This window comes from Pseudomonas sp. HD6515 (genome assembly GCF_024971855.1).
Lineage (GTDB): Bacteria > Pseudomonadota > Gammaproteobacteria > Pseudomonadales > Pseudomonadaceae > Aquipseudomonas > Aquipseudomonas alloputida.
This window is the reverse complement of sequence record NZ_CP079827.1, coordinates 2,339,454-2,363,696: the sequence shown is the minus strand read 5'-3', so window position 1 is coordinate 2,363,696 and position 24,243 is coordinate 2,339,454. Positions and strand designations below refer to the sequence as shown.

20 protein-coding genes are annotated in these 24,243 nt (G+C 62.9%); 11 read left to right on the top strand and 9 right to left on the bottom strand.

The genetic code is table 11. The annotated features are described in order from the left end of the window. Positions 1-37: 37 nt before the first annotated feature. A complete protein-coding gene (locus tag KW568_RS10800; protein ID WP_004577265.1) occupies positions 38-1,462 on the top strand; it encodes a GGDEF domain-containing protein in 1,425 nt (474 codons plus the stop codon). Position 1,463: 1 nt separating this feature from the next. On the opposite strand, the gene KW568_RS10795 is transcribed toward KW568_RS10800, so the two are convergent. After that, complete coding sequence (locus KW568_RS10795) at positions 1,464-2,225, bottom strand: TSUP family transporter (protein ID WP_004577266.1); 762 nt, start codon at positions 2,223-2,225, stop codon at positions 1,464-1,466. 98 nt (positions 2,226-2,323) lie between these two features. On the opposite strand from KW568_RS10795, the gene KW568_RS10790 reads away from it, so the two are divergent. The 3 genes from KW568_RS10790 (at position 2,324) to KW568_RS10780 (ending at position 4,252) form a co-directional block, all read left to right on the top strand. After that, entirely contained in the window at positions 2,324-3,229 is a 906-nt protein-coding gene (locus KW568_RS10790) for a LysR family transcriptional regulator (RefSeq protein ID WP_004577267.1), read from the top strand. 154 nt (positions 3,230-3,383) lie between these two features. Then, the gene (locus KW568_RS10785) at positions 3,384-3,644 is read left to right on the top strand and encodes a hypothetical protein (protein WP_146034139.1); all 261 of its coding nucleotides are present in this window, start codon (positions 3,384-3,386) and stop codon (positions 3,642-3,644) included. 422 nt (positions 3,645-4,066) lie between these two features. After that, positions 4,067-4,252, top strand: coding sequence for a hypothetical protein (locus KW568_RS10780; RefSeq protein WP_004577268.1), 186 nt, complete (start codon positions 4,067-4,069; stop codon positions 4,250-4,252). A 171-nt stretch (positions 4,253-4,423) separates the two neighbouring features. On the opposite strand, the gene KW568_RS10775 is transcribed toward KW568_RS10780, so the two are convergent. From KW568_RS10775 to nicC, 6 genes are all read right to left on the bottom strand, one after another. Further along, positions 4,424-5,716: an OprD family porin gene (locus KW568_RS10775; protein ID WP_004577269.1), complete on the bottom strand. Its 1,293-nt coding sequence runs from the start codon at positions 5,714-5,716 to the stop codon at positions 4,424-4,426. A 137-nt stretch (positions 5,717-5,853) separates the two neighbouring features. Further along, positions 5,854-7,167 (bottom strand): MFS transporter, encoded by a 1,314-nt coding sequence (locus tag KW568_RS10770; RefSeq protein WP_003251108.1) that lies wholly within the window; start codon positions 7,165-7,167, stop codon positions 5,854-5,856. Positions 7,168-7,375: 208 nt separating this feature from the next. Then, positions 7,376-8,017, bottom strand: a complete 642-nt coding sequence (locus KW568_RS10765; RefSeq protein ID WP_003251109.1) for an N-carbamoylsarcosine amidohydrolase — start codon at positions 8,015-8,017, stop codon at positions 7,376-7,378. 15 nt (positions 8,018-8,032) lie between these two features. Beyond that, entirely contained in the window at positions 8,033-8,785 is a 753-nt protein-coding gene (locus KW568_RS10760) for a maleate isomerase (protein ID WP_004577270.1), read from the bottom strand. 13 nt (positions 8,786-8,798) lie between these two features. Further along, on the bottom strand, positions 8,799-9,605 hold the full coding sequence (nicD, locus tag KW568_RS10755; RefSeq protein WP_004577271.1) for an N-formylmaleamate deformylase: 807 nt from the start codon (positions 9,603-9,605) through the stop codon (positions 8,799-8,801). Continuing rightward, entirely contained in the window at positions 9,602-10,750 is a 1,149-nt protein-coding gene (nicC, locus tag KW568_RS10750; protein ID WP_003251117.1) for a 6-hydroxynicotinate 3-monooxygenase, read from the bottom strand. Before nicC ends, nicD begins: the two co-directional genes overlap by 4 nt. Positions 10,751-11,071: 321 nt before the next feature. Here nicC and KW568_RS10745 point away from each other — a divergent pair, with 321 nt between their 5' ends. From KW568_RS10745 to KW568_RS10730, 4 genes are all read left to right on the top strand, one after another. Further along, entirely contained in the window at positions 11,072-12,124 is a 1,053-nt protein-coding gene (locus KW568_RS10745; RefSeq protein WP_004577272.1) for a 2,5-dihydroxypyridine 5,6-dioxygenase, read from the top strand. A 70-nt stretch (positions 12,125-12,194) separates the two neighbouring features. After that, on the top strand, positions 12,195-12,671 hold the full coding sequence (locus KW568_RS10740; RefSeq protein WP_003251120.1) for a MarR family winged helix-turn-helix transcriptional regulator: 477 nt from the start codon (positions 12,195-12,197) through the stop codon (positions 12,669-12,671). Positions 12,672-13,523: 852 nt separating this feature from the next. After that, on the top strand, positions 13,524-13,997 hold the full coding sequence (locus KW568_RS10735) for a (2Fe-2S)-binding protein (protein WP_004577303.1): 474 nt from the start codon (positions 13,524-13,526) through the stop codon (positions 13,995-13,997). Beyond that, positions 13,994-17,557 carry a molybdopterin cofactor-binding domain-containing protein gene (locus tag KW568_RS10730; protein WP_004577302.1) on the top strand — a complete coding sequence of 1,188 codons (3,564 nt, stop codon included), beginning with the start codon at positions 13,994-13,996 and terminating at the stop codon, positions 17,555-17,557. Before KW568_RS10735 ends, KW568_RS10730 begins: the two co-directional genes overlap by 4 nt. Positions 17,558-17,560: 3 nt before the next feature. Here KW568_RS10730 and KW568_RS10725 read toward each other — a convergent pair whose 3' ends face one another. Both KW568_RS10725 and KW568_RS31105 read right to left on the bottom strand, forming a co-directional pair. Further along, entirely contained in the window at positions 17,561-18,199 is a 639-nt protein-coding gene (locus KW568_RS10725; RefSeq protein WP_014590411.1) for a TetR family transcriptional regulator, read from the bottom strand. A 286-nt stretch (positions 18,200-18,485) separates the two neighbouring features. After that, positions 18,486-19,136, bottom strand: coding sequence for a methyl-accepting chemotaxis protein (locus KW568_RS31105; RefSeq protein WP_370626975.1), 651 nt, complete (start codon positions 19,134-19,136; stop codon positions 18,486-18,488). A 1,906-nt stretch (positions 19,137-21,042) separates the two neighbouring features. On the opposite strand from KW568_RS31105, the gene KW568_RS10715 reads away from it, so the two are divergent. From KW568_RS10715 to KW568_RS10705, 3 genes are all read left to right on the top strand, one after another. Further along, positions 21,043-21,738 carry a 3-oxoacid CoA-transferase subunit A gene (locus KW568_RS10715; RefSeq protein ID WP_003251128.1) on the top strand — a complete coding sequence of 232 codons (696 nt, stop codon included), beginning with the start codon at positions 21,043-21,045 and terminating at the stop codon, positions 21,736-21,738. Positions 21,739-21,746: 8 nt separating this feature from the next. Next, on the top strand, positions 21,747-22,388 hold the full coding sequence (locus tag KW568_RS10710) for a 3-oxoacid CoA-transferase subunit B (RefSeq protein WP_003251131.1): 642 nt from the start codon (positions 21,747-21,749) through the stop codon (positions 22,386-22,388). 366 nt (positions 22,389-22,754) lie between these two features. After that, positions 22,755-24,209, top strand: coding sequence for a TrkH family potassium uptake protein (locus tag KW568_RS10705; RefSeq protein WP_003251133.1), 1,455 nt, complete (start codon positions 22,755-22,757; stop codon positions 24,207-24,209). Positions 24,210-24,243: the final 34 nt, after the last annotated feature.

Sequence of the window (24,243 nt, the reverse complement as noted above, 5' to 3'; positions counted from 1 at the left end):
AGGTGCTCTATCGCGTTGTCCTGGATTTCGTTTCCGCTTGCCGGTCGAGTTCATGGTTTTTCCAGCCCAATCGCGCGTGTTGCCTTATGTCGTTGTACTTGGCGTGACCTTCGCCCTCACCCTGGGCGGCATCCTGGCACGCCCGATCGAATCGCTGTCGCTGTTCTGGCCAGTGAATGCGGTACTGGCCGGCGTACTCCTGCGCTACCCCCGTCAAGCCACGTTTACGGGCTTTAGCCTGGTGTGGCTGGCCATGGTCGGGGCCGACCTGCTGTGTGGCAGCGCCTGGGGGCCGGCTCTGTGGTTCAACCTGTGCAATCTTGGCGTGGTGGTCACCCTCTGGCAGCTGATGTCGCGCTTGCCTCGCATGCACCGGCGCATGCGCAGCCCGCGCGGCGTGCTTAGCGTGTTCGCTGCCTGCGCCGCCGCTGCCATGGTGGCGGCCAGCATGGCAGCGGTAATGGCCGCACCGTGGTTCGAACAGTCGTTGCGCGCCACCTGGCTAGCCTGGTTCAGCGAACAGTTCTCGACCGGTGTGCTGGTACTGCCGGTGCTGCTTACAGCGCCCTCGGTGCGGGCCTTGGTGCGCGGCGGCGCGCAACCCATCCGCCTGGCGCCGTTGCTGGTGCTGCTGGCCTCGCTGGCATTCAGCATCGCCTTTGGTGGCCCTGGGGCCATTGCCTTCCCGATTGCTGCGTTACTGTGGTGTGCCTGGACCTACTCACCGTTCCTGGTTTCATTGCTGACGCTCACGGCCGGCAGTACGCTGATCGTGGCCGTGGCGCAAAACCTCATGCATTTCAGCGTGCCGCAGAGCGAACCTGGGGTTACCACGCTGATGTCGGCGCGCCTGGGCATCGCCATGCTGGTGCTCGGGCCGCTGGTGGTGGCCTGCGTCAGCCAGGCCAACCGTAGCCTCATGGCCCGCCTGGCGCACCAGGCCACCGTCGACCACCTCACCGGCGTGCTCACCCGCAGCGCCTTCACACGCCGCGCCAACGCGCTGCTGGAGAGCCGCCAACAGCACGCCCAGGCGCTGCCGCTGACCCTGATGATGCTGGACATCGACCACTTCAAGTCAATCAACGATGCCCACGGCCATGCAGTCGGTGACCAGGTGCTGCGCCAATTCGCCAGCACCCTCCAGGACCAGCTGCACAACGATGAGCTGATCGCACGCCTGGGTGGCGAAGAATTCGTTGTCATCCTGCCCGGACTTGCGCCAGAGCGGGCCAACTTCATCGCCGAACGCCTGCGCCGCGCCATCCAAGACCTGCACGTGGTACAGGCCGACCAGCGCCTGCAGATTACCGTGAGTATCGGTGTGGCAGGCTGCGACGCAGACATGCCGGCCCCCAGCCTCGACGAACTGCTGGCGAGTGCCGACCAGGCGCTGTACCGGGCCAAGGCCCGGGGCCGCAACCGCGTCGAACAGGCCGAAGTACAGCGCCTGGTCATCTGATCTAGCCAACCAGCAAGTCCCACGACAGCTTGGCGATCAGCACACACAACAGCACCAGGAACAGCCCGCGGACAAAACCGGCACCCTTGCGTACCGCCAGCCAGGTACCGGTCAGCGCACCGAGAATGTTGCACGCCGCCATGGGCAAGGCTATGGCGTACAGCACGTTGCCTGTCGGCACGAAGAACACCAGCGCCGCCAGGTTGGTGGCAATGTTCACCACCTTGGCCGAAGCCGAGGCGTGCAGGAAGTCCAGGGCGAAGAAGCGGATGAACAGGAAGATCAGGAAGCTACCGGTGCCCGGACCGAACAGGCCATCGTAAAAGCCGATAGCGCCGCCGATCAGCACTGCCAGGCACTGCTCCTTGCGGCCGACCTGGGCAGGTGTGTGCAAGGTGCCGAAATCCTTCTTGCAGAAGGTGTAGACAGCCATCAGCACAATCAGCACCAGCACTGCCGGGCGCATCACGCTGGGGGGTACCAGCGACACCGTGGCGGCCCCCGCGAACGACATGACAAAGGCACTGAGTGCCGCCGGTACGATCAACCCCCAATCCAGCGTCACTTTACGGATGAACGAGCGGGCCGCGAAGGCCGTGCCGCACACGGACGCCAATTTGTTGCTGCCGAGCAAGGCGGCCGGTTGCGCGGAGGGCAATACGTTGAACAAGGCCGGGATCTGGATCAGCCCGCCGCCACCCACCGCAGCGTCGATCAACCCAGCGGCGAAAGCGAACACAGAAAGCACAGCAATATCCATCATGACGCGGTTCCAGGCAGTGAAGACGCCTGCAAGGCTAATCAAAGTGGCACACTTGTGTTGAAATGCCATATTGCGATAACTGCAACGAGGAGCCGGCAATGGCACTGGACATGCTGCGGGAAATCCAGGCGTTCGTCAGCGTGGCACACAAGCGCAGCTTCGTTGCTGCCGCCCGCGCCCTGGGGCGTTCACCCAGCGCAGTTACACGCGCGGTGCAAACCCTGGAAGACAATGCGGGAAGCAAACTGCTCAACCGCAACGCCAACGCCGTCACCCTGACCGAGGCCGGCGAGCGCTTGCTGCCGCATGCCGAACGCTTGCTGGATGTGCAACGCGATGCAGCCGACGAATTGGCCGCGCTCAGCGGCAGCGCCCAAGGCTGGATTCGCTTTGCCGCGCCGCAACTGCTGGGAGAGCATGTGCTACCGCAAGTGCTTGCCGAGTTTTCCCGCCGCCACCCTCAGGTGACCCTGGACGTGCAGTACAGCGACGAAGCCCTTGACCCGCTGCAAGGTAAATTCGATTTCGTGGTGCGCGGTGCCTTCCCGCAATCGAGCGAGCTGATCGGCTACCCGCTTTGGCCCTACCAGCGCCACCTGTATGCCAGCCCGGCATATCTGGCCCTGGCTGGTACACCGCAACACCCGGAAGACCTGGAGGGACACACCTTGATCCTGCATACCGCGCCACGCATCCTCAAGGCCTGGCACTTTTGCCACGATGACCAGATCACCAGCCTGCGCCCCAGGCCCAGGCTTCGCTTGGGCTCAGGAGGCGCGGTATACCACAACACCCTGGCTGGCGCCGGCATCGCCCGCCTTGCCGCCTGGGTCGGCGAAGCACAGGTCAAGGCCGGCCGCCTGGTGCGGGTGTGTCCGCAGTACCGCCTGACGTCCAGCAGCGGCCAGGACCCACAGATGCACGCTGTGTACCCTGCCGGCGAGTTGCCGACGCGGGTACGTGACTTGCTGGCAGCCATACGCCGAGCCGGCCCGCTCCACTGAAACAGGCCATAAAACAACTGTTCAATTTCTGCTCAATTTAACAGAGCCCGCCGCGGGTCTGGCTTGCAGCACTTTATCCACAGACCTACCCACGTTTTTTGTGGACAGATTTCCCAGCGTAAAGAACGACTTATCGCACAAGGAGAAAGGCGAATTGGCCAAACTGACCAGCTCGATCCGCTCCTGCCCTGAGAATGACTTGCACCTGATGCTGATCCAACAGTGCGATGAAAAAGATGACCGGCCATTGGCCAATAGATTAGGCCCGTCGCTTGAAGTGGACGGGCCGCGCAGGGGAAAAAGCAGTGAACTCAGCTTGGCGGAATGGTGCCAAGAATACCAATCAGAATGGTCAGCAGCAGAAAACCACCCAGGAACAGCGCCAGCTTGCCCATTGGAACCTCTACAGTTGTGATGCGGGAATGGGCACATTGTCGAGCTTGGGCTGATACGGTTACAGATTCAGGTTTATGGAAAAAAAGCGGATCAGATGTGATGCGCAGATGCCGCTGGGGTGAATTCAGCCGCAGTGGTTGACGCTGAGCACCTGTCGCTCGCGGGCCGGGAATTGATACATGAAGTTTCTAAACACGCCTGCAGTACCTGCGTTAAGTGCGCTGCCCCTCGAAAGCGCCTGAACCCAGCCAATACGGTAGATTGAGCTTGTTTGGGAGGACACGATCTGAAACACGGCTTGTAGGATTGTTTACCGCATGCTGTAGGAAATGGCGTGGCAATGAGTCTTGCCTGTATGAAACATCAGTTTCTCCGGCAAATTCGAGCTGCTACGGTCCATTTTTCCTACAACGGTACGGAAGCCTACAGCGTGAGAAAAGCATGGACTCGTTCAAAACCTCTGCACTGAAGTTGCAGAAAAATCTGCTTAACCTACGCGTTGAGCGTGAGCGCTTAAGAGGTGAAGGCAAGGACAAGGAAGCGGATCAACTCACTGGGCCGATCGCGCGGCTTGAGGAGGCCCTTCGGCAACTGCCAGATAGCCTGAAGCCCGACACCTTGCAGTGACCTGCAAGGGCAATTGTCATGCTCCACAGCTCAAACCTACCCATCACCGTGCAGGAGCAGCCTTGCGCTGCGAAGAGGGCGGTCAGGCAAACGACTGCCTTAGGCCGTGATTGCTTCTTCACAGCACAGGGTTGCTTCGGGAACCGAGCTGGCGCCGGGCCATCTACCTCCTCAGAACACCTTGATCGTGTAACTCAGAATCAAGCGGTTCTCATCGATATCTGTCCGGTAGTTGGAGCGCGCCATCACGTTGCGCACCCGTATCCCAAGCCCGGCCAACGGCCCGCTTTGCACCACGTAGGCCAGGTCCAGGTCACGCTCGCGGTCACGCCCTTCAAAGCCCAGCCCTGTGTCCACGTCCCGCCCCTTTACATAACGCAGGGTCGACGTCAGCCCCGGAAGCCCCAAGGCGACAAAATTGTAATCATGGCGCACCTGCCACGAGCGTTCACCCGGCGCCGAGAACTCATAGGTCGGCAGCGTATTACCCATCGGGTTGGTGTTGGCGCCTACCTGGATAAAGCCGTCATCGCCGCCGATCTGCTGATAGCCCACATAGAAGGTATGCCCGCCGGTCTTGGCCGAGAACAGGCTGAACAGCGCATGGTTATCGTAGTCGCCAGCCACCTTGCTCCCGTCCTCGCGGGCATCGAAGTAACCGGCATTGACCCCCAGCGTCCAGCCCCCGATCGGCTCGGCATGCTTGAAGCTGTAGAAGCGCTGCTGGTAGATATCCTCCAACTGCGCCTGCCAGACACCGACGCTGGTACGGTTGTCGTTGAAGGCATAGTCGGCACCCACGTAGTTGAACCGGTCGCTGGTAAAGCGCGCCAGCCGCGCCGGGTTGATCGGGTCGTTGACCAACGCGTACATCTTCTGGCTGTTGGACGAGTCGCGCAGGCTGGTGGAGCGGAACTGGCCGGCGTTCAGGGTCAACCCGGCGAACTCGCGCGACTCCAGCATCGCGCCCTGGTAAGTCGGCGGCAACAGGCGCAAATCGCTGAACAGCAGCACCGGCAGGTTGGGCATCAACTCGCCCACCTTCAGCTCGGTTTGCGACACCTTGAACTTGATCGCCGCACCCAGGCGGCTGTATTCGTCCGCCGACTTGCCGCTGTCCAGGCTGGGCAGCAACCCGGACCGGGCATGTTCCGGGCTGCTGTCGAGCTTGAAACCCAGCAGGCCGGTAACATCCACACCCACGCCAAGGGTGCCCTGGGTATAACCGGAGCTGGCATTGAGGATAAACCCCTGCGCCCATTCCTGGGTGCGCGACTGGGTGCTGGCGCCCTTGATATCGGCATAGTCGCGGCTGAAGAAGTAATTGCGCGCCTGCAGCGTGGCGCGGGCACCTTCGATGAAACCGGCCTCTTCTGCCGTGGCCTCTGCACACAAAGCGGCGGCAATACAACCGCCGGCCAGGCGTGCAGACGAAGAAAAACGCGGCGCAGTGAAACCTTGCATAGGGCTACTCCTGGATTTGGGCAACAGCAACCCGGCGCGGCGGCACTGCATGGCCACCGGCGTGCGGGTTGCATCGAGAGAGGTCGGCAGGCGGGCCTCGGCCCACCTGCCCTGCCGTTGCGTGAAGCGCTGGGCCGCTAGCGGTTGACCAGCTTGGCCGGCAAGGCGATGACCAGGAAGCAGCTGAGGATCAGGCAGCCGGCAAACACCCACAGCGCAGCGTGCGAGGTGCCGGTGAGGTCGGTGACCACGCCCATCAGTGAGTTGCTCACCAGGCCGGCGATGTTGGCTACCGAACAGGCCAGGGCAAAGCCGGTGGCGGCTGCGGTGCCTTTGAGGAAGGTCGCCGGCAGGCTGAAGAACACCGGCACCGCGCCGATGATCGCCGCCGAGGCAATGGCGAACAGCACCACTGTCATCACCAGGTTCTGGCTGAACAAGGTGCTGCTGGCCATGGCGATTGCACCAATGATGAACGGCACGATGATGTGCCAGCGGCGCTCGCGGTGGCGGTCGGAGCTGGCCCCGATCATGAGCATACCAGCCAGCGCGGCCAGGCTTGGAATGGCCGTTAGCAGGCCGATATGGAAGGTGTCGCTGACGCCCGCATCGCGGATGAAGGTCGGCATCCAGAAGCCCATCGCATAGGCGCTGAGCAGGATCGAAAAGTCGATACCACCAAGCATCCACACCTTAAGGTTGAAGAAGCCATCGCGGAAGCTGTGTTTGCTGTCCTTGCCCTCGGCATCGTCGGCGGCCAGGTCTGCCGCCAGTTGTGCCTTGTCGTCAGCCGACAGCCACTTGGCCTGCTGAAAATGGTTAGGCAATGCCCAGAACGTGAGGATGCCGAGCAAAACGCTGGGGATCGCCTCCAGCAGGAACAGCCACTGCCACCCATGCAAACCTTGAACCTGGTCGAAATGCCCCATGATCCAGCCAGAAATCGGCCCGCCAATCACGCTCGACAACGGCAGCCCGATCATGAACAGGGCAATGATGCGCCCGCGGCGATAGGTGGGGTACCACATGGTCAGGTAGTACAACACGCCTGGCAGGAAGCCGGCCTCGGCCGCACCCAGCAGGAAACGCAGGATATAGAACTGGGTGGTGCTGGTGACGAACATGGTGCAGGCCGACAGCAGGCCCCAGGTGATCATGATGCGGGCGATCCACAGCTTGGCGCCAACGCGCTGCAGGATCAGGTTGCTCGGCACTTCGAAGATGATGTAGCCGACGAAGAACAGCCCTGCACCCAGGCCATAGGCCGCTGTGCTGAACTGCAGGTCTTCGAGCATCTGCAGCTTCGCGAAGCCGACATTGATGCGGTCCAGATAAGCTGCGAGGTAGCAGAAACACAAGAAGGGGATGAGCCTCCAGGTGATCTTGCTGTACAGCGCTTTCGTGCCATGGTCGATGTCACTGTGGACCGTGGTTGCATTCGCAATTGGCATTTCCTGTCTCCTGGCGGGCGACTTTGTGGTTGTTTTAAGGCCAGCAGTTTTCGACGCGCCGGGCACGCCGCGCATTCTACGCGGCGGGCCTGGACAGCGCCTGAAGACCCCGAGTGCTCCTGCGGGGCGACCACCCGGACAGCAGGCGGTCATGGACGGGCTTCCCGCACCGGTCCTTGATTGTTATTGGATAGGCGCTGCCCGGCGTTCAGCCGGCCAGGTGCCTGAGTTGCTGCATGGCATCCTGCCGGGTGACGACATCACCGTACTTGCTGTCGATGTCGAACAGGTTGGCTTCGTGCGGGTCGCTGTGGCGGTCACCGACACACTCGCGCACCACGATGGTTCGAAACCCGTGCTGCATGGCATCCACCGCACTGGCGCGGATGCAGCCGCTGGTCGAGCAGCCAGCCAGCACCACGGTATCTACCCCCTGTGCATGCAGCAGCGGGGCCAGGCTGGTGGCGAAGAAAGCGCTGGCGTACTGCTTGCTCAGCACCACCTCCCCTGCCTGTGGCGCAACGGCCTCGCAAAAGGCTGCCAGCGGGTTGCCTTCGACCATGTCCTTCATCACCGGCGCCTTGCGCACCCACACGCCGCCGTCAGCAAAATGCGGCGGCTGGTAACGGATGTTGGTATGCACCACCAAGGTACCGCAGTCGCGGGCCAGCGCCAGCAGGCCGGCGGCCTGCTCGACCGCTGCGACCACGCCCGGGGCGTACAGCGGTGCGCCCGGGGTGGTGTAGCCCTGCATGAAGTCGATCATCAGCAGGGCCGGCTTGCGGCCAAAGCCGATGCGCTGGCCCCACACACCCTGGTAGTTGTCACGGGCGCTTTGTGCGTCGCTCATGTCCGTCTCCCGATTTCAGTAGGCGCCCGACAGCAAGGCACCGGCGCCCGGCACGATCGGCTCCAGGTCCAGCGCCTTGAGCATGGCGTAGGTGGTAGCGATTGCAGCGGTGACCACCGGCTTGCCGGTTTGCGCCTCGACCTTGGCCACTGCCGGCAGCGATTGCATCTGCACGCACGCCGACAGCACCACCACATCGACGCCTTCAAGGTCCATGCCGGCGACGATGCCCGGCAGGTTGGCCGGGTCGTGACGGGCCACGGCGAGGTTGTCGGGGATTTCCAGCGCGCGCCAGTCCTGCACCTCGAAGCCTTCCTCGCGGATGTAGTTCACCACCAGCTCGGTCAGCGGCTTCATGTACGGCGCGACGACGGCAATGCGCTTGGCCTTCATCACATGCAAGGCCTCGACCAGCGCCCCGGCGCTGGTGATCACCGGTGCCAGCGCATCATTGTCGGCGGTGGCCTGCTGCAGGCGCTTTTCAGATTGGCGGTGATAGCCCAGCCCCATGGCCATGATCGCCACAAGGCAGGCATAGCCCAGCACATCGACCTTGGCGTCGGACAGCTCCACTGCGCAGCGGTCGGACTCGGCGTCCATCGCGGCCAGTTCTTCCTTCTTCACCTGCTTCATGCGCATGCGGCTGGAATGGAAGGTGAACCGCTCGGGGCGGATCGCCTGGCGTGCGTTGAGCATCGCCGGAATTTCGGTTTCCATGGTGGTGTTCGAACTCGGCACGATCTGGCCGATGCGGTATAGCTGGGTCATGTCTCGTGCTCCGTCAGACGAGGGGGTGGTCGAGGAAGTCGCCAAAGGCGGCGAAGAAACCGTCCAGGTCATCCCAGGGAATCATGTGGCCGGCGTTGTCCACGTACGCGACCTGGATATCCGGCTTGAGCTCGCGCATTTCAGCAATGTCACGGGGCTCGATCACTCCCCCCCGCCCAGCCACCATCAGCAATGCCGGCTGGCGCACCGCGGGCAGGTACTGGTGGATATCGACCACGTGGAAATCATCGAAGGCCCGCACGATCGCCGGCTCGTAGCAGGTGTGCAGCCACTCGGCACGCAGGGCCAGCTGCGCGTCGCTCCAGGTGGCGCAGAAGGCGCGCATGTCATCGCCGCTCATGCCAACCGTGGCTTGGCGGATCGAATCGACGTACCACGGCAACTTGCTCGGGTAGGCGCGGCGGCCCGGACCGGACACCGGTGGGTCGACCAGCACCAGCCGCTGCAGTCCCGGTGCCCCTTGGGCGGCAGCGCGGATGGCAAAACGCGCCCCCATCGAGTGCCCGACCAGATGGTAGCCATCCAGGCCTAGCGCGGCGGCAAAGGCGGGAATATCCGCAGCACAAGCGTCGGTACCGTAGTCCAGGTCGGGGCCGCTTGAAGACAAGCCGCGCCCGCGCACATCCAGCACATAGGTGTCGAAATACTGCCCAAGGCGCTCGGCAACAAAGCCCCAGGTGATCGCTGGGCTGGTGATGCCCGGCACCAGGATCAGCGCATGGCCCTTGCCGCCATAGCGCAGGTAATGCTGGCGGATGCCATTGGCGCTCACGTTACCGCCAGCGACGAAGGTGCTCATGCCGCCTCCCCGCTTTTAAGCTGCTGCCCATAGAGGTCGTAGCCGTAAACCCAGGCTGGGTCTTCCTGGGTGTAGAGCCAGGTGTTGGCGTTGGATACCGATTGCACCTGCGATGCCCGCTCTTTACGGTTGGCCTCGTAGAGGGCGAACGCCGTGCGGTGGTCGGACAACCCGGTCTCCTGCAGGCAGCGGGTCAGCATGGCCGCGTCCTCGATGGCCATGCACGCGCCCTGGGCCATGTGTGGCTTCATCGGGTGGCAGGCGTCGCCCAGCAGCACCAGGCGGCCACGGCTCCACAACGGCAACGGGTTGCGGTTGCGCAGCGGCCACTTGGTAATCGATTCGGTAGCGTCGATCAGCTTCTGTACGGTGGGGTGGTAGCCTTCGAAGGCTGCGCGCATTTCTTCCTGGCTGCTGTCGACGAACGCACCCTGGAAGTCCCAGGCTTCATGTGGCACGCCGGTGACGAAGTAATACTCGTCGCGCTTGCCGGTGGTGTAGTAGACCATCATGTGGCGGTCTTCGGACCACCATTTGACGCAGGGCTCGAACACATCGGCATGCGGTGCCAGGTTCACCCCGCGAATCAGTGCACGGTGCGCGACCCAGCCGCTGTAGATCGGCGCTTCAGCCCCCAGCAACTCTTCACGGATCTTCGAATGGATGCCGTCGGCCCCAATGACGATGTCGGCCACGGTGTGGGTGCCATCGGCAAAGTCCAGGCGTACCCGATCACCTTCGTCGACGATCTTTTCCAGGCGCTTGCCGAAGTGCACGGTGCCCGGCTGGATGGCCTCGATCTGCAGGGCGTGCAGGTCGCCACGGTGGATGGTGATGTAAGCGGCGCCGTATTCGCGGCGGGCAAACTCGCCCAGCGGAATGCGCGACAGGTAATCACCGGTATTGCCGTCGCGGCTGAACCAGAAGTCCGGGTGCGAGCCCATCAGCTCCAGCTTCTGCTCCAGCCCCATGCGGCGGAAGATTTTCATCACGTTAGGGCCGATATGAATGCCCGCGCCCAGGCGGGTGAACGCCGGAGCCTGTTCGAATACCTCGACATCGAACCCGGCCTGTTGCAGCAACGTGGCGGCGGCTGCCCCACCCAGACCTGCACCGACGATTGCGATTTTCTGCCTACCCCGCATGGGTATGTCTCCTCTTGTTCTGATAGGTGGCCAGCGGTTCAACCGCCTGACGATTTAGAGCGTATACGCTACAAATGACCTTTGAAAAGAGCCCGCTGAAAATATTTTTCAAACAGCTGATCGAAACAGCACTCAGCGTATTGTTACCGTAAATACTGGATTATGTGTGGATAGGTAACGTTTGAACAGATAACTTGCGCTCGCTGGCAGGATGCGTTTTCATCTGCAAAAATAGGGTGTACACACTATTATTTTGCACCGAGATGAAGCACCAGGCACTGCCATGGTGCGCCCCTGTCAACGCCACCCAGGAGAACCCCGATGCCGGTGAGCAATGCACAACTGACCCAGATGTTCGAGCACGTACTGAAGCTGTCTCGCGTGGACGAAACGCAGAGCGTGGCCGTGCTCAAGAGCCACTACTCCGACCCGCGCACGGTCAACGCCGCCATGGAGGCCGCCCAGCGTTTGAAGGCCAAGGTGTATGCGGTAGAGCTGCCGGCGTTCAACCACCCGACCGCCATGGGCAACGACATGACGGCCTACTGCGGCGACACCGCGCTGACCGGCAACCTGGCGGCGCAGCGGGCGCTGGAAGCAGCCGACCTGGTCGTCGACACCATGATGCTGCTGCACTCACCCGAGCAGGAGCAGATTCTCAAGACCGGCACGCGCATCCTGCTGGCCGTGGAGCCACCCGAGGTGCTGGCGCGCATGCTGCCGACCGAAGACGACAAACGCCGGGTGCTGGCTGCCGAAACCCTGTTGAAACAGGCGCGCAGCCTGCATGTGCGGTCCAAGGCCGGTAGCGACTTCCACGCCCCGCTCGGCCAGTACCCGGCCGTGACTGAGTACGGCTATGCCGACGAACCGGGGCGCTGGGACCACTGGCCCAGCGGCTTTCTGTTCACCTGGCCGAACGAGGACAGCGCCGAGGGCACGCTGGTGCTGGACGTGGGCGACATCATCCTGCCGTTCAAGAACTATTGCCGCGAGCGCATCACCCTGGAAATCGAAAAAGGCTTCATCACCGGCATACATGGCGGCTTCGAGGCCGAGTACCTGCGTGACTACATGAAGTACTTCAACGACCCCGAGGTATACGGCATCTCGCACATAGGTTGGGGCCTGCAGCCGCGCGCGCAATGGACGGCCATGGGCCTGCACGACCGCAACGACGGCATGTGCATGGATGCCCGTGCGTTCTACGGCAACTTCCTGTTCTCCACTGGCCCCAACACCGAGGTCGGTGGCAAGCGCAAGACCCCGTGCCACCTGGACATCCCGCTGCGCAACTGCGATATCTACCTGGATGACAAGGCGGTCGTGCTGGCCGGCGACGTGGTTGCACCAGAGGAGTCGCGAGCGCGATAGGGGTTATACTGGCCGGGCGCTCCGCTATTGGCGGCCGGCCAGCCTCTTTCCACCCAGCCCAAGCCATCCTATGTCGAAAAAAACCACCCCCAGCAGCGCCCCGCTCGACAACACCCCCTACGACGTTACCGAACAGGTCGGGCACTTGCTGCGCAAGGCCTACCAACGGCACACGGCGATTTTCCAGCAGCAGGCCTGCGACCCGCAGCTTACCTCGATCCAGTTCGTCACCCTGTGCGCCCTGCGCGACCACGGCCCCAGCTCCCAGGCTGAGCTGATCAAGGCCACCGCGGTGGACCAGGCAACCATCCGCGGCATCGTCGAGCGCCTGAAGGCCCGTGAGCTGGTGCAGCTTTCGCCAGACCCAGGCGACCGGCGCAAGGTCATCGTCGAACTCACCGAAAGCGGCGCGGCATTGCTCGATGCAATGATCCCCTGCGCCCGGCAGATCAGCGAACTGAGCATGGGCAGCTTGAATGCCGGCGAACGTGTAGCCATTTTGTACTTGCTGCGCAAGATGATCGACAGCGACGAAAACGCGGGCTGAAATTTGTTGTGACTGCCGCAGTGGCCGTCACAGATACGCGGCCTGAGAGATCGAGCGCCGCCCGCGCGGCGCTTCGCGAGCAAGCTCGCTCCTACACACGCATCGATGGTTAGGCACAGGCCGTCGTAGGAGCGGGTTTACCCGCGAAAGGGCCGGGTCTGCCAGCCAATTTCCACCGGCCGTTCACCGTTGCCGCCGCCACCGTATTCGCGGGTAAACCCGCTCCTACACACGCATCGGGGGTTCGGCACAGGCCGTCGTAGGCGCGGGTTTACCCGCGAATGGGCCGGGTCGGCTGGCCAATTTACACTTGCCGTTCACCGTTGCCGCCGCCACCGTATTCGCGGGTAAACCCGCTCCTACACACGCATCGGGGGTTCGGCACAGGTCGTCGTAGGAGCGGGTTCACCCGCGAATGGGCCGGGCCTGCTGGCCAATTTACACTTGCCGTTCACCGTTGCCGTCGCCACCGTATTCGCGGGTAAACCCGCTCCTACACACGCATCGGTGGTTGGGCACAGGTCGTCGTAGGAGCGGGTTTACCCGCGAATGGGCCGGGCCTGCTGGCCAATCTCCACCCGCCGATCACCGTTGCCGCCGCTACCGTATTCGCGGGTAAACCCGCTCCTACACACACGCATCGGGGGTTCGGCACAGCGCGATGCGCCGCGCGGGCGGCGCTCGATTTCCCGGGCGCCGACAATCTTCCTCCCTGCCCCCCATCACAGTTCTCTGCAGATTCATCTCTGGCCTGCTTCTTGCTCACTCATTTCATGTAGTGAGTACTTACCGAAACGCTCGCGTCATTTGAGTCCTTTGGTAGCGCAAGCAACCTCCAGAGATGAGCCAATAATGCAAACAACCATCTCCCTGCAGGTCAACGGCCAGCCCGTCGAAGTCAGCGCCATGCCTGACACCCCGCTGCTGCTGATCCTGCGCAACGACCTGTGCCTGAACGGCCCCAAGTACGGCTGCGGCCTGGGCGAGTGTGGGGCGTGTACGGTGATCATCGATGGCGTGGCCGCCCGCTCCTGCGTCATCCCCTTGGCCGGCGCCGCCGGCCGCGATATCACCACCCTCGAAGGGCTGGGCTGCAAGGCCGCGCCGCACCCGGTGCAACAGGCGTTCATCGATGAGCAAGCGGCCCAGTGTGGTTACTGCATGAACGGCATGATCATGACTGCCAAGGCACTGCTCGACCGCATTCCCGAGCCCAGCGACGAACAGATTCGCAATGAGCTGTCCGGCAACCTGTGCCGCTGCGGCACCCACGTCGAAATCCTGCGCGCCGTGCGCCGCGCTGCCGAGACCCGGAGAAAGCCATGAACCACTCACAACAGGTGCCCAGCCGCGACCAAATGCTGGCCAAGACCGGCGTGTTGCTGATCGTCGACCAGATCACCCCACCCTCAGGCCCTGTGGCCAAGGGCGTGACACCTCCAGCCAAGGAACGTGAGCTGGCGTTGTTCATCGCGGTCAGCGACGACGGCATGGTCTACGCCTTCAATGGCCATGTCGACCTGGGCACTGGTATCCGCACCTCGCTGGCGCAGATCGTCGCCGAAGAGCTGGACGTGCGCATGGACCAGGTGCACATGGTGCTGGGCGACACCGAGCGGGCACCCAACCAGGGCGCGACCATTGCCAGCGCCACCCTGCAGATTTCCGCGGTACCGCTGCGCAAGGCCGCAGCCACAGCGCGACGCTATCTGTTGCAACAGGCCGCCCTACGCCTTGGCTGCCCGCCCGAAATGCTGCGCATTGAAGACGGCACGGTTATCGCCAGTAACGGCAGCACGCTGAGCTTTGCCGAACTGGTGCAAGGTGAAAACCTCCGGCTGCACATTGCCGACGACGCCCCGCTCAAGGCCATCGAGGACTACCGCCTGGTCGGGCGCAGCGCCCCACGGGTAGACATCCCAGGCAAGGCCACCGGCGAGCTGACCTATGTGCACGACATGCGCCTGCCCGACATGCTTCACGGTCGGGTCATCCGCCCGCCCTATGCCGGCCATGACAGCGGCGACTTTGTCGGCAACAGCCTGCTGGCGGTGGATGAATCCTCCATCGCCCATCTACCCGGCGTGGTCGCCGTGGTGGTCATCCGCGACTTCGTCGGCGTGGTGGCAGAGCGCGAAGAGCAAGCCATCCGTGCAGCCCATGAGCTGAAAATCAGCTGGAAGCCATTCACAGGCAAGCTGCCTGACCTTAGCGATGTCGCCCAGGCCATCCGCGACAACCCGCGCGTGCAGCGCACCGTGCTGGACCAGGGCGATGTCGACGGCGGCATCGCCAATGCCAGCCAGCGCCTGAGCCGCAGCTACCTGTGGCCGTACCAGCTGCACGCATCGATCGGCCCATCATGTGCGCTGGCCGACTTCACCGCAGGGCAGATCCGCGTGTGGTCAGGTACGCAGAACCCGCACCTGCTGCGCGCAGACCTGGCCTGGCTGCTGGCGTGCGACGAAGCACGCATCGAGATCATTCGCATGGAGGCAGCCGGCTGTTATGGCCGCAACTGCGCCGATGACGTGTGCGCCGACGCGGTGCTGCTGTCGCGTGCGGTGCAGCGCCCGGTGCGGGTGCAGCTGACCCGCGAACAGGAACACGTGTGGGAGCCCAAGGGCACCGCGCAGTTGATGGAAATCGACGGTGGCCTGAACGCCGATGGCAGCGTGGCTGCCTATGACTTCCAGACCAGCTACCCGTCCAATGGCGCGCCCACCCTGGCCCTGCTGCTGACCGGTGCCGTGGAACCGGTGCCGGCGCTGTTCGAGATGGGCGATCGCACGTCGATCCCGCCTTACGATTACGAACACATGCGCGTCACCATCAATGACATGACGCCACTGGTGCGTGCCTCATGGATGCGGGGTGTGTCGGCCATGCCCAACAGCTTCGCCCACGAGTCGTACATTGATGAGCTGGCCTTCGCCGCTGGCGTCGACCCGGTCGAATATCGCCTCAAGCACCTGTCCGACCCGCGCGCCATCGACCTGGTCAAAGCCACCGCTGAACGCGCGCAATGGCAGCCACATACCCGGCCCATGCAGACACAGGCCGAAGGTGATGTGCTGCGCGGCCGGGGTTTTGCCTATGCGCGCTATATCCACAGTAAATTCCCCGGCTTCGGCGCGGCCTGGGCAGCATGGGTGGCTGATGTCGCAGTGGACCGGCGCACGGGCGAAGTGGCCGTCACCCGCGTGGTGATCGGCCACGATGCCGGCATGATGGTCAACCCCGAGGGTGTGCGTCACCAGATCCACGGCAACGTCATCCAGTCCACCAGCCGGGCGCTCAAGGAGCAGGTCAGCTTCGAAGAGTCGACGGTGGCGAGCAAGGAATGGGGCGGCTACCCGATCCTGACCTTCCCCGAGGTGCCAGCTATCGACGTAATGATGCTGCCGCGCCAGCACGAGCCGCCAATGGGCAGTGGCGAGTCAGCCTCGGTACCCAGCGCAGCGGCCATCGCCAATGCCATTTTCGACGCCACCGGCATTCGTTTTCGCGAGCTGCCGATCACTGCCGAACGCGTGCGCGCTGCGCTCGGTGGCGAAGGCCAAGGGCCAGATGCACCCGCGCCAGCGCAGCCGTCAACCAAGCGTTCGAAGTGGTGGTTCGGCTCGCTGGCCGGGGTGTTCGGCGCCGCATTGGGCATGCTTGCCACCGCCTTGCCCTGGCGCGCCGAAATCGCCCCGGTAACGCCACCTGGCGTCGGCAGCTGGAGCGCCGCCATGCTCGAGCGCGGGCGCCAGGTGGCGGCGGCCGGCGACTGCGCCGTGTGCCATACGGTCGGCGGCGGCAAGGTCAATGCCGGGGGGCTGGCAATGGATACGCCTTTTGGCACGTTGTACAGCACCAATATTACCCCCGACCCAGAAACCGGTATCGGCCGCTGGTCCTTCGCTGCCTTCGAGCGGGCCATGCGCGAAGGTATCAGCCGCGATGGCCGGCACCTGTACCCGGCGTTTCCCTACACCTCGTTTCGCAACATCAACGACGCCGACCTGCAAGCGCTGTATGCCTACCTGATGTCGCAAACCCCGGCACGCCAGGAAGCGCCCGCCAACCAGATGCGCTTCCCGTTCAACCAGCGGCCGCTGATGGCCGGCTGGAATGCGCTGTTTTTGCAACGCGGCGAATACCAGCCCGACCCGCAGCGCAGCGCGCAGTGGAACCGCGGTGCCTACCTGGTCGACGGCCTGGGCCACTGCACGGCCTGCCATTCGCCGCGCAACCTGATGGGCGCAGAAAAAGGCGGTAGCAGCTACCTTGCTGGCGGCATGGTCGATGGCTGGGAGGCCCCGGCCTTGAATGCCCTGGGCAAGTCATCGACGCCGTGGAGCGAAGACGAGTTGTTCAACTACCTCAGCACCGGCTTCTCCGAAAAACACGGCGTGGCGGCCGGCCCCATGGGCCCGGTGGTCAGTGAGCTTGCCACCCTGCCAAAAAGCGACGTGCGCGCCATCGCCCACTACCTCAGCTCCCTGGATGGCGAGCCGCAGGCACTGGCGGCCAATGCCGCGCCTCAGGTGGACTCGCCAGTGTCGCTGAGCAACGGCGAGCGGGTATTCAAAGGTGCATGCCTGGCCTGCCACAGTGATGGGCTGGGGCCGAAGCTGTTTGGCGTCAGCCCGTCGATGGCGGTCAACAGCAACGTCCATAGTGACCTGCCGGACAACCTGCTGCGCGTGGTGCTGCACGGCATTCCGACCCCGGCAACCCGCGACCTGGGCTACATGCCCGGTTTCAAGGACAGCCTGTCGGACCGCCAGGTAGCCGACCTCGCGGCCTACCTGCGCCATCGTTTTGCCGCCGACAAACCGGCCTGGCAAGGGCTGGCGTCCAAGGCTGCGCAGGTACGCGCCAACCCTGGCAGCCACTGAGGCTCAGCGGCGCAAGCCGCGCAGCGCAAGGTCACTGATGAAGGCCAGCCAATCGGCCTTGGCCTGCTTGTCCGCCAGGTCCACGGCCAGGAACGAGCTGAGCGTATGGCGGTTGGAGTTATAGAAATAGCAGAGCGAGGCAATCATCAGGTAGGCGTGGGTAATGCAGATATCGTCGCGGAACAGGCCCTTTACTTGTCCGGCCTCGATGATCGGCCGCAGCACGCCGACCGCCTCGCCGGACAGCGCCCTGAGGTTTTGCGACTTGCGCGCGTGCAAGCCCTGGTGAAGGTTTTCGGTGGCGAGGATGGTGACGAATTCGGGGTGGCGCACATAATAGTCCCAGATGAATGCCACCAGTTCGCGCAGGGCCTGCTCAGGGTCGGCGAGGTCGAGGCGCAGCTTCGCTTCGGCCTGGTTGAAGCTGGCATAGATGTGCTCCAGCACACTGATGAACAGCTTTTCCTTGCTGCCGAAGTAGTAATAGATCATCCGGTCGTTGGACTTGGCCAGTGTGGAGATCTGCTCGATGCGCCCACCAGTGAAGCCTTCCTTGCTGAAGACCTTCACTGCGGCCTTGAGAATATTGTCCCGGGTGCGGTCGGCCTGCTGGGCGCGAACACCGGTTTTGCGAGTTTGCATGTCGGTCCCTGTGGGGCTGGCCAGATAGCCAACACTGCCACAGACCTTGAGCCATTGCGCGGCTTTTTCGGCTGGGCTGATGGCGGAGATGGCGGAGATGGCGGACCGGCTCACACCAGCAGAGCCGCTACCATTGATCGTTTTGCTTTCTTCGCGGGCAAACCCGCCCTTCGTCCGCTACCGGCCTGGAAGTCAGCAGCCATCGGGGCTGGCTTGCACCTGATGAGTGGCACGTACAGCCAGCCGGATCATGACGGACTCCCGGGTTACCGGACAGGTGCGTTACTCAAGCAGCGACGCCTCGTTCGCCATCATCGCTGACTTCGAACTGCCCCACCAGCTTCTGCAACTTGCCAGCATCCACCTTCACCTTCTGCGCACTGCTTTGCAGCACCAGAGCGGTCTGGCGCATCTCGCTGGAGGACTGGTTGACCTGCTCGATCGTCTTGCCGTATTCCACGCTGCGACGGTTGAGCTGCTGGATGATGGCGAACATGCCCTCCACCGCCTGGTGCAGTTGCACATTTTCGGAAGACGCGTCCTCCGCCAGGCGCAGGCTGTTGTCGACATCCTGCACGCCCTGCTCCATGAAGCTTACCGCCTGCCGGGTTTCGCCCTGCAGGCTCTCGACCATATGGCGAATGTCGTCGGCGGCACGCGAGGTGCGTGCGGCCAGGCTGCGTACCTCGTCGGCCACCACCGCGAAGCCACGACCATGCTCCCCGGCCCGCGCCGCCTCGATAGCGGCATTGAGCGCCAGCAGGTTGGTCTGGTTGGTGATTTCGCTGATCAACCCGGTGATGTTGTCGATCTCGACCATGCGGCTGTCGAGCCGCTGCACGCTGGATGATGAGCGCGCCACCACATCGCGGATCGACTGGGTGCCCGCCTGCACCGCCTGGTACTGCGCGCGTGCGCGGCTGACCACTTCGTCCATGGCCTGTTTCATCTGCTCGGCGCTGACCGAGGCCTGCTGCAGTTCGCCGAGTTGCTCTTCCATGATGATCATCATCTGGTGCACGGCGTCGGCCACGTCGGCGGAGCTTACGCTGGCCTCCTGGCTGCGCCCGAGCATCATCTGGTTGGTGCTGCCAACCGTGCGACTGGCCTTGACCACCTGCCCGACCACCGTGTCCAGGCGGTCGATGAAGCTGTTGATCCAGCGCGCCATGTCGCCGCTCTCATCATTGGCCAAGGTACTGGTATCCAGGCGCTGGCGCAGGTTGCCTTCACCCTCGGCGATGGTGCACAGCACACTGCTCATGCCATTCAACCTGGCGGCCAGGCGCTTGGGCCCGAGCACGCCGAACAACAAGGTGGCGCCCAGCATGCTCAAGGCCTCGATCGCGTCAGTCAGCCCTTGCGGCAGGCCTGCATAGTGCTGCACCCAGTAATTGCAGCCGAACAGCCCCGCCATGATCGCTACATAGGGTTTCATCAACCCGTAGCTCAGCGAACGCCGGCGATAGACCTCCTCCAGGTCTGCCTCGCACATCATGCCCCAGCGGTCGGGTGAGCCTGGCAACTGGAAGGTCACGCCCTTGCCCACCACTGGCACATGACGGTAGTCGGAATAGCCGGGGTAGGTCACGAACAGATTGGCACCCCGCCTGATCGTCTCCCTCACGCCTGGGTGCAGTTCCCGCGTGGAAGGGTCGGTGAAACGAAGCTCCAGCTCGGTATGACGCTGGACCTGCACGGTGGTCCAGGGGGTGTGCACACCGTTCTTGAGGTTTTCGCCATGGGTGAAGGTGGCGTCCTCGAAGCGCGAGCGGGACAACGCGGTACCGGGCTGTATGCCAGGGTCGAAGCGCGATTGCGCCATGAACAGGTAGTTGTCGCCCGACTCGGGGTAAATGTGCCCTGCCTCGCGCTGGATCAGGTCACCCAGCACATCGTTGGGCACCCGCCCACACAAACAACCTAGCACTTTGCTCTCGTGCATCAGGGGCTGGTAGAACATCAACGTGACTTCATCGTGGAAGCGCGAGGAAGACGGGCCGACCTGCAAGGTCAGCGGGTCGCTGTAGGGCCCGTGCAGAAACGGTGCTTTCAGCCCTTGCGCCAGGGCTGCCAAGTGCTCGATGCGTGGCGTGCCACGCTGGGGCCAGGTCGAAGCGATGACGATGCCGTGGGCATCGACGACAAACAGCTCGGAAAAGTCCTCAGCCTGGGCCAGCGTGTTGCGCAACATTGCGCTATCGACTTGAGCGAGCCCGGGCGCCACCTGCTCGGCCAGGTCGGCCAGGTGTTCCCACTGCTCGCGCACCCACTCATGCAGCAACTGCACGCGGGTCTGGGCGATGGCTTCGAACGTTTGCTCGACCTGCGGGTAACTGGCCCGATTAAGGCGGCACGCCCAGCCCATGCTGAATTTGCCGGTTTTGCCAAACCACGGCAGCCAACCCTTTTCACTCGACGATAACTGCATCGAACCACTGGAAAGCGACATTATCTTCACCATACGCGACATCGAATGGCAATCTGATAGCAAGTCGCACGCCAACGGCGGGAGGCGTGATTAATCGGCCGTCCCGCGGAGTGGATGCACTTCATCAGTGCAAGGTGCCGGCCGGTAAACCCCGGAGCGCACCAGGCAGGGGCAAAAATGAGGGGTTTAAGCATTCAACTGAAATGAGACAAATAGCCTCCAGAACTGCTCGCAGATCGCACAACAGTTCGATAATCGCACAAATTCAGCCAAACCCTCTCTACTGTTGCCCTATCTTGCGGCACGCTATAGCGAAAGTCAGCAAGCCATTTCATGTGCTGACAGGCCCCATCGCTTCACGCGCTCCGGCCAGCCCGACAACCACAACTCCAGGAACAACCAGGAGCTCGCCTTGATCAATAAAACGTACGAGTCCATCGCCAGCGCGGTGGAAGGGATCACCGACGGTTCGACCATCATGGTCGGTGGCTTCGGCACGGCTGGCATGCCGTCCGAGCTGATCGATGGCCTCATTGCCACCGGTGCCCGCGACCTGACCATCATCAGCAACAACGCCGGCAACGGCGAGATCGGCCTGGCCGCCCTGCTCATGGCAGGCAGCGTGCGCAAGGTGATCTGCTCGTTCCCGCGCCAGTCCGACTCCTACGTGTTCGACGAACTGTACCGCGCCGGCAAGATCGAACTGGAAGTGGTCCCGCAGGGCAACCTGGCCGAGCGTATCCGCGCCGCAGGCTCCGGCATTGGTGCGTTCTTCTCACCGACCGGCTACGGCACCCTGTTGGCCGAGGGCAAGGAAACCCGTGAGATCGACGGCCGCATGTACGTGCTGGAAATGCCGCTGCACGCCGACTTCGCACTGATCAAGGCGCACAAGGGTGACCGTTGGGGCAACCTGACCTACCGCAAGGCCGCCCGCAACTTCGGCCCGATCATGGCCATGGCTGCCAAGACCGCCATCGCCCAGGTCGACCAAGTCGTCGAACTTGGTGAACTGGACCCGGAACACATCATCACCCCGGGTATCTTCGTCCAGCGCGTGGTCGCCGTCACCGGTGCTGCCGCCTCTTCGATTGCCAAAGCTGTCTGAGGCCTGCCATGACCATCACCAAAAAGCTCTCCCGCACCGAGATGGCCCAACGCGTGGCCGCAGACATCCAGGAAGGCGCGTATGTAAACCTGGGTATCGGCGCACCGACCCTGGTGGCCAACTACCTGGGCGACAAGGAAGTGTTCCTGCACAGCGAGAACGGCCTGCTGGGCATGGGCCCAAGCCCTGCGCCGGGCGAGGAAGACGATGACCTGATCAACGCCGGCAAGCAGCACGTCACCCTGCTGACCGGTGGTGCCTTCTTCCACCATGCCGATTCGTTCTCGATGATGCGTGGTGGCCACCTGGACATCGCTGTACTGGGCGCCTTCCAGGTGTCGGTCAAGGGCGACCTGGCCAACTGGCACACGGGCGCCGAAGGTTCGATCCCGGCCGTAGGCGGTGCAATGGACCTGGCCACCGGCGCCCGCCAGGTGTTCGTGATGATGGACCACCTGACCAAGACCGGCGAAAGCAAGCTGGTGCCCGAGTGCACCTACCCGCTGACCGGTATCGCTTGCGTCAGCCGCATCTACACCGACCTGGCCGTACTAGAAGTGACACCTGAAGGGCTGAAAGTGGTCGAGATCTGCGCGGACATCGATTTTGACGAGCTGCAGAAGCTCAGTGGCGTGCCGCTAATCAAGTAATCCAGAAAGCCCGCGGGCTTTCCATGCCCGCTGCGGCACTCTCAACAGTGCCGCACAAGCGCTGCACGGCAGCCCCGGCAATTCGTGTATCCACGCTGAAATCCAGGGGCTGCTCCGCAGCCCTTTCGCGACACAAGGCTTGCGCTGTTTTCGCCAACCCGCGAAGGGGCGCGCGGCGTTGAGGCCTCTCTTCCAACCGTTTGGGAGCTGACAGACGGGAACACGCGTAGAGATCAGCCCAATGAGCCATCGAGCGAGAGCCAGACAGCGGCGTGCAAAATCCCCGGCCGCGACTTTACGCCTTTTTTACTCGACATTACCGTAAAGCAAGCAATACTGCCGGCACTGTCCCAACGAGCTCCCTCAATGCCGCTGCCTGCATTGCGTTTCATTGCCTTCATTATTGGCGTATTCCTGATCACATTGGCCGTCAGCATGGTGATTCCGATGCTGACGTTGCTGTGGTACGACCGCAGCGACGACCTCGGCGCATTCGTCTGGTCGAGCCTGATCGTTCTGTGCGTCGGCCTGCTTCCGGTAGCCCGGGGCGTCCCCGACATACCGCAACTGCGGACCAGGGACATGTATTTCCTCACGACGGCAAGCTGGGTCATCGTGTGTGCATTTGCGGCGCTGCCGATGGTGTTAATTCGCGACATCAGTTACACGGACGCGTTCTTCGAAACCATGTCGGGAATTACCACCACCGGCTCGACCGTGCTGACAGGCCTGGACAGTGCATCACCGGGGCTACTGATATGGCGTTCCCTGCTGCACTGGCTGGGAGGCATTGGATTTATCGGCATGGCCGTGGCGATCCTGCCACTGCTGCGCGTGGGCGGCATGCGCCTGTTCCAGACCGAGTCTTCGGATTGGTCTGACAAAGTGACGCCACGTTCGCATGTGGCTGCCAAGATGATACTGCTGGTCTACCTGGCCCTGACAGCATTGGGAACAGGGGCGTTGTGGGCTGCCGGCATGACCCCGTTCGAAGCCATCAATCATTCGATGTCGCTGATTTCAACCGGTGGTTACTCGACCTCGGATGCCTCGCTGGCTCATTGGCCACAGCCTGCGGTGCATTGGGTAGCTGTGGTCATCATGATACTCGGCAGCCTGCCCTTCACACTCTATGTCGCCACGCTGCGTGGCCATCGACGCATCCTGCTCACGGACCATCAAGTTCGCGGTTTCATTGGTTTTCTCGTCTTCGTCTGGCTCACCGTCGGAACCTGGCTCTGCCTGCACAGCGACCTGGCTTGGTGGGATGCGTTTCGTATCGTTGCGGTCAATGTGACCTCGGTGGTGACCACCACAGGCGTTGCCTTGGGTGATTACACGCTCTGGGGCAGCTTCGCCATCATGCTGTTCTTTTACCTGACGTTCGTCGGCGGGTGCTCGGGCTCCACCGCCGGCGGTTTGAAAATATTCCGTTTCCAGGTGGCCGCTGCCTTGCTTGTCAGCAGCCTGAAGCAGTTGATCCATCCACGGGCAACGATCTCGAAGAAATACAATGGGCACCCCATCGATGAAGAGATCGTACGGTCACTGCTGACGTTCTCCTTCTTCTTCTCCGTCACCATCGCAGTCATCGCCCTTGGCCTCTCTCTGATAGGGCTCGACTGGATGACGGCATTGAGCGGGGCGGCCACCGCGGTGTGCAACGTCGGCCCAGGCCTGGGGACGATTATCGGGCCTGTAGGTAATTTCGCCTCGTTGCCGGACGCAGCGAAATGGTTGCTGACGGTTGGCATGCTGCTTGGACGGCTCGAGATCCTCACCGTACTGGTACTTGTCTCGCCGGCCTTCTGGCGATTCTAGGCCTGAGGTCATACAACCAATCAGCCAGAAGACC

Bases quoted from the DNA above. Each gene is read 5' to 3' on its own strand.
- KW568_RS10795 (WP_004577266.1), bottom strand. From the start codon at position 2,225: ATGATGGATATTGCTGTGCTTTCTGTGTTCGCTTTCGCCGCTGGGTTG.
- KW568_RS10790 (WP_004577267.1), top strand. From the start codon at position 2,324: ATGGCACTGGACATGCTGCGGGAAATCCAGGCGTTCGTCAGCGTGGCA.
- KW568_RS10780 (WP_004577268.1), top strand. From the start codon at position 4,067: ATGGACTCGTTCAAAACCTCTGCACTGAAGTTGCAGAAAAATCTGCTT.
- KW568_RS10775 (WP_004577269.1), bottom strand. From the start codon at position 5,716: ATGCAAGGTTTCACTGCGCCGCGTTTTTCTTCGTCTGCACGCCTGGCC.
- KW568_RS10770 (WP_003251108.1), bottom strand. From the start codon at position 7,167: ATGCCAATTGCGAATGCAACCACGGTCCACAGTGACATCGACCATGGC.
- KW568_RS10765 (WP_003251109.1), bottom strand. From the start codon at position 8,017: ATGAGCGACGCACAAAGCGCCCGTGACAACTACCAGGGTGTGTGGGGC.
- KW568_RS10760 (WP_004577270.1), bottom strand. From the start codon at position 8,785: ATGACCCAGCTATACCGCATCGGCCAGATCGTGCCGAGTTCGAACACC.
- nicD (WP_004577271.1), bottom strand. From the start codon at position 9,605: ATGAGCACCTTCGTCGCTGGCGGTAACGTGAGCGCCAATGGCATCCGC.
- nicC (WP_003251117.1), bottom strand. From the start codon at position 10,750: ATGCGGGGTAGGCAGAAAATCGCAATCGTCGGTGCAGGTCTGGGTGGG.
- KW568_RS10745 (WP_004577272.1), top strand. From the start codon at position 11,072: ATGCCGGTGAGCAATGCACAACTGACCCAGATGTTCGAGCACGTACTG.
- KW568_RS10740 (WP_003251120.1), top strand. From the start codon at position 12,195: ATGTCGAAAAAAACCACCCCCAGCAGCGCCCCGCTCGACAACACCCCC.
- KW568_RS10735 (WP_004577303.1), top strand. From the start codon at position 13,524: ATGCAAACAACCATCTCCCTGCAGGTCAACGGCCAGCCCGTCGAAGTC.
- KW568_RS10730 (WP_004577302.1), top strand. From the start codon at position 13,994: ATGAACCACTCACAACAGGTGCCCAGCCGCGACCAAATGCTGGCCAAG.
- KW568_RS10725 (WP_014590411.1), bottom strand. From the start codon at position 18,199: ATGCAAACTCGCAAAACCGGTGTTCGCGCCCAGCAGGCCGACCGCACC.
- KW568_RS31105 (WP_370626975.1), bottom strand. From the start codon at position 19,136: ATGGACGAAGTGGTCAGCCGCGCACGCGCGCAGTACCAGGCGGTGCAG.
- KW568_RS10710 (WP_003251131.1), top strand. From the start codon at position 21,747: ATGACCATCACCAAAAAGCTCTCCCGCACCGAGATGGCCCAACGCGTG.
- KW568_RS10705 (WP_003251133.1), top strand. From the start codon at position 22,755: ATGCCGCTGCCTGCATTGCGTTTCATTGCCTTCATTATTGGCGTATTC.